This window comes from Nocardioides sp. Z43_10 (assembly GCF_059766615.1).
Genome location: NZ_JCBAJY010000018.1, coordinates 1 through 4,215, shown reverse-complemented (window position 1 = coordinate 4,215; position 4,215 = coordinate 1). Strand labels below are relative to the sequence as shown.

General features: G+C 70.8%; 5 protein-coding genes. All 5 read right to left on the bottom strand.

Annotation, left to right across the window (positions count from 1 at the left end; genetic code table 11):
• Positions 1-595, bottom strand: a 595-nt coding sequence (locus AC6EI4_RS19700) for an FAD-dependent oxidoreductase (protein ID WP_498452518.1), incomplete at its 3' end; no start/stop codon positions are given.
• Between the two features lie 31 nt (positions 596-626).
• Positions 627-1,151 carry a ferritin gene (locus tag AC6EI4_RS19695; protein ID WP_498422453.1) on the bottom strand — a complete coding sequence of 175 codons (525 nt, stop codon included), beginning with the start codon at positions 1,149-1,151 and terminating at the stop codon, positions 627-629.
• Positions 1,152-1,176: 25 nt separating this feature from the next.
• The gene (locus tag AC6EI4_RS19690; RefSeq protein WP_498422451.1) at positions 1,177-1,359 is read right to left on the bottom strand and encodes a hypothetical protein; all 183 of its coding nucleotides are present in this window, start codon (positions 1,357-1,359) and stop codon (positions 1,177-1,179) included.
• A gap of 139 nt (positions 1,360-1,498) precedes the next feature.
• Positions 1,499-3,565, bottom strand: a complete 2,067-nt coding sequence (locus tag AC6EI4_RS19685) for a protein meaA (RefSeq protein ID WP_498452517.1) — start codon at positions 3,563-3,565, stop codon at positions 1,499-1,501.
• 82 nt (positions 3,566-3,647) lie between these two features.
• Positions 3,648-3,959 (bottom strand): STAS domain-containing protein, encoded by a 312-nt coding sequence (locus AC6EI4_RS19680; protein WP_498452516.1) that lies wholly within the window; start codon positions 3,957-3,959, stop codon positions 3,648-3,650.
• Positions 3,960-4,215 lie beyond the last annotated feature (256 nt).

Here is a 4,215-nt window from a genome sequence, read left to right as displayed (position 1 = left end):
ACCACCTGCGCAGGCCGACCTGCTCCAGGTACAGCACCTGTCCCCGCACCGGGACCACCGTGCGGTCACCGGCGAGCAGGCGCGAGCCGATCGCGGAGCAGTTGACCACCACCGCCTCGTCGGTCTCCGGGAGCGCCGAAAGGTTCATCCGGGTCAGCGTCCCGCCCAGCTCGTCGATGCGCGCGACCAGCCAGCGCAGGTGCACCGGCATCTCGACCACGGGGCTGACGAACGTCCACCCGTCGGCGTAGCCGGGTGGGAGCGCCGCCGGACGAGCCAGGGCGGGCACCGCCGGCAGCCACCACGGATCGCGCTCGGGCGCCCGGAACACCTCGGTGCCCTCGACCATCCGCACGCCGGCCTCGGGGTCGGTGTCGGAGAGCGCGTCGAGCACGGCGTAGGTCGTCGCCGACCAGGCGGTCACCCGGTCCTGGGGCAGCGCCCGGTAGGGGTACCAGAACCCGCCGGCGACGGCCGAGGTGGTCTCCAGCGGCAGGTCGCGCGCGACGACGTCCACCCGGTGCCCGGCCTCGAGCAGGCGCACCGCGCAGGTCAGCCCCACCACCCCGGCACCGACGACGAGAACTCGACTCATGGGAGGAGTCTGCCGCGTGTGCGGCGTGGCGTCAGGCTCCGGCGACGCGCGGCGCGGTCGGATCCGCGTCCGCGCCGCCCTGCTCGCGGGCGACGTACTCCTCGATGTCCTCGACGTCGTCGGCGTTGCGGGTCACCACGGTGAGCAGGTCGCTCATCGTGGCGACCTCCTCGACCTGCTCCTTGATGAACCAGGCCATGAACTGCTCGGAGGCGTAGTCGTGCTCCTCGCGCGCCACCCGCAGCAGCGCGTTGACCTGCTCGGTGACCCGCTTCTCCTGCTCGAGCGCGAGCGCCACCGGAGCGGCGATGTCCGCGAAGCCGGTGACCGGGGCCTCGACGCCGGGGATGATCACCTCGGCGTCGGTGTCGAGCAGGTACTGCACCATCATCATCGCGTGCTCGCGCTCCTCGAGCGCCTGGCCGTAGAAGAAGGCGGCCATCCGCGGCATCGTCAGCGCGTCGTAGTGCACGGCGCAGGCGAGGTACTGGTTGTGGGCGGCGAGCTCGTTGCCGATCTGGGCGTTGAGCTGCTCCACGAAGCGTGCTGCGGGCACCGGTGACTCCTGGTGAGTTGGGGGGTCAGGCTGCCTTCGGCAGCTTCTTCGTGGGGGACTTCTCGGCGTCCACCTTCACGAGCTTGCGCTTCTTGACCGTATACCCCTCGGGCAGCGTGCCCTCCTTGAGCATCCGAATCGGGCAGCGCTTGCACCTGTCCTTGGACACGCAGCACTTCGACTTCGGCGGCTTCACCTTCTTGCCCACCCCAGCACCGTACCAGAACTAAGGCGTGCCTAACCTGACTTTCCCACCCCATCCCACCCCAATCCCGCGACCCGTCACTGCCTCGACCAGACACGCCGTGCACGGCGGAGGCAGTGACGGGTCGGCGCCGCTCGCCGGCTCAGTCCAGCCCGTTGGCCCGGCGAATGACGTCCACGATGCCGCCCATGATCTCGGTGAGCCCGAAGTCCTTGGGGGTGTAGACGGCCGCGACGCCCGCCTTGGCCAGGGCGCGGGCGTCGGAGTCGGGGATGATCCCGCCTACGATCACCGGGACGTCGCCCAGCCCCGCGCTGCGCAGCCCCTCGAGCACGGCCGGGACCAGCTCCATGTGCGAGCCGGACAGGATCGAGAGACCGACGCAGTGCACGTCCTCGGCGACCGCCGCCGCCACGATCTGCTCCGGAGTCAGCCGGATCCCCTGGTAGATCACCTCGAAGCCGGCGTCACGCGCCCGGACGGCGACCTGCTCGGCGCCGTTGGAGTGACCGTCGAGCCCGGGCTTGCCGACCAGCAGGCGCAGCCGGCCGCCGAGCTCCTCACCGGTGGCCCGGACCCGCTCGCGCACCTGGGTCAGCTCCGCACCGGCATCGGCCACGCCGATGGCACCCGAGACGCCGGTGGGCGCCCGGAACTCGCCGAAGACCTCGCGCAGCGCGCCGGCCCACTCCCCCGTGGTGACGCCGGCGCGGGCGGCGGCGAGGGTGGCCGGCATCAGGTTGGTGTCGGTCTTGGCGTCCGCGGCCAGCCGGGCCAGCGCCTCGGCGACCTCGGTCTCGTCGCGCTGCGCCTTCCACTGCGCGAGCGAGTCCAGGGCAGACTGCTCGGCCAGCGGGTCGGCGGCCATGATCGCGGCGTCCAGGTCCGCGGTGAGCGGCGACGGCTCGGTGGTCTCGAAGACGTTGACGCCGACGATCTTCTCGACGCCCTCCTCGATGCGCGCGCGGCGCGCGGCGTGGGCGGAGACCAGCGCCTGCTTCATGTAGCCGGAGTCCACCGCGGCGATCGCCCCGCCCATCGCCTGCACCCGGTCGATCTCGGCCTTGGCCCCTTCGACGAGCTCGGCGACCTTGGCCTCGATCACCGTCGAGCCCTCGAAGATGTCGTCGTACTCGAGCAGGTCGGACTCGAAGGCGAGGACCTGCTGCAGGCGCAGCGACCACTGCTGGTCCCAGGGCCGCGGCAGACCGAGCGCCTCGTTCCAGGCCGGCAACTGTACGGCGCGCGCCCGGGCGTTCTTGGACAGGGTGACCCCGAGCATCTCCAGCACGATCCGCTGGACGTTGTTCTCCGGCTGCGCCTCGGTGAGGCCGAGCGAGTTCACCTGCACCCCGTAGCGGAAGCGCCGCATCTTGGGGTCGGTGACGCCGTAGCGCTCCCGGGTGATCTCGTCCCACAGCCGCACGAAGGCCCGCATCTTGCAGGTCTCCTCGACGAACCGCACACCGGCGTTGACGAAGAAGGAGATCCGGCCGACGACCTTGCCGAAGTCCTCCTCGGAGACCTGTCCGGAGGCCTTGACCTGGTCGAGTACGGCGATCGCGGTGCACAGCGAGTAGGCCAGCTCCTGGGTGGGCGTGGCGCCGGCCTCCTGCAGGTGGTAGCTGCAGATGTTGATCGGGTTCCACTTGGGGATCTGGTGCACGGTGTAGGCGATGACGTCGCTGATCAGGCGCAGCGAGTGGTCGGGGCCGAACACGTAGGTCCCGCGGGAGAGGTACTCCTTGATGATGTCGTTCTGCGTCGTGCCCGCGAGCTGGGCGGCGACCTCGCTGGGCTCGAGGTCGGGGTTCTGCTCCTCGGCCACCACCTGGTAGAGCGCCAGCAGCCACATCGCGGTAGCGTTGATCGTCATCGAGGTGTTCATCTCGACCAGGGGGATGTCGGCGAAGAGCTTGCGCATCTCGCCGAGGTGCTGGACCGGGACCCCCACCTTGCCGACCTCGCCGCGGGCCAGCGGGGAGTCCGGGTCGTAGCCGGTCTGGGTGGGCAGGTCGAAGGCCACCGAGAGACCGGTCTGCCCCTTCGCGAGATTGGTGCGGTAGAGCGCGTTCGACGCCTCGGCCGTGGAGTGGCCGGCGTAGGTGCGCATCACCCAGGGGCGGTCCTTCGCGGCGGGGCCTCGCAGGGCGGCCTGCTTCGCGTCGGCCTCGTCGTGGGGCGGCCGGTTCTCGGCGGAGACAGTCATGGGCTGAACATAGTGCCAAGTTACCGGGGCGTAAACGCCGCCGCCGTGTGGCGCAGACGACACCGTCGGGCGGGGCGCGAGCTCACACGAGCGCGCGGCTCCGCTCGATCTCGACGAGCCGGATCAGGTGCGAGAGGTGCAGCAGTCGACGCACCGTGGGCCGGGCACCGCGCAGGGTCACGTGTCCCCCGCCCTGCGCCGCGCGACGGGTGGCCACGGCCAGCATCCGCAGCGCGGTGAGGTCGACGGAGACCACGTCGGTGAGGTCGACGACGATCTCGCCGTGCAGCTCCAGCAGCTCGTAGAGCGCGTCGCGCACGGAGGCGGTGCTGCGGACATCCACGTCGCCCTGCAGCCTGAGGGTGCTGCCCTGCACCTGAATCACGTGACCCACCCCGTCCTCCGGCGCCGGCCGCCAGATGCCCGCCGACCCGGCCGGGTCGAGGCGATTGCTTGTCCGCTACTCACACTGACGCCTGAGTACGCCGTTTCGTTGCACCTGCGCCACAGGTTCTCCACGTGTCGTGATCCAGGTCACATAGCGCCCGAGGCGTGCGCGCCTCGTCCGGTATCCGGGTGAGCGCCCGCTCAGCGCCACGCGGCGGCACCTAGGCTGGGCCCCATGGTCAACCTCACCCGCATCTACACCC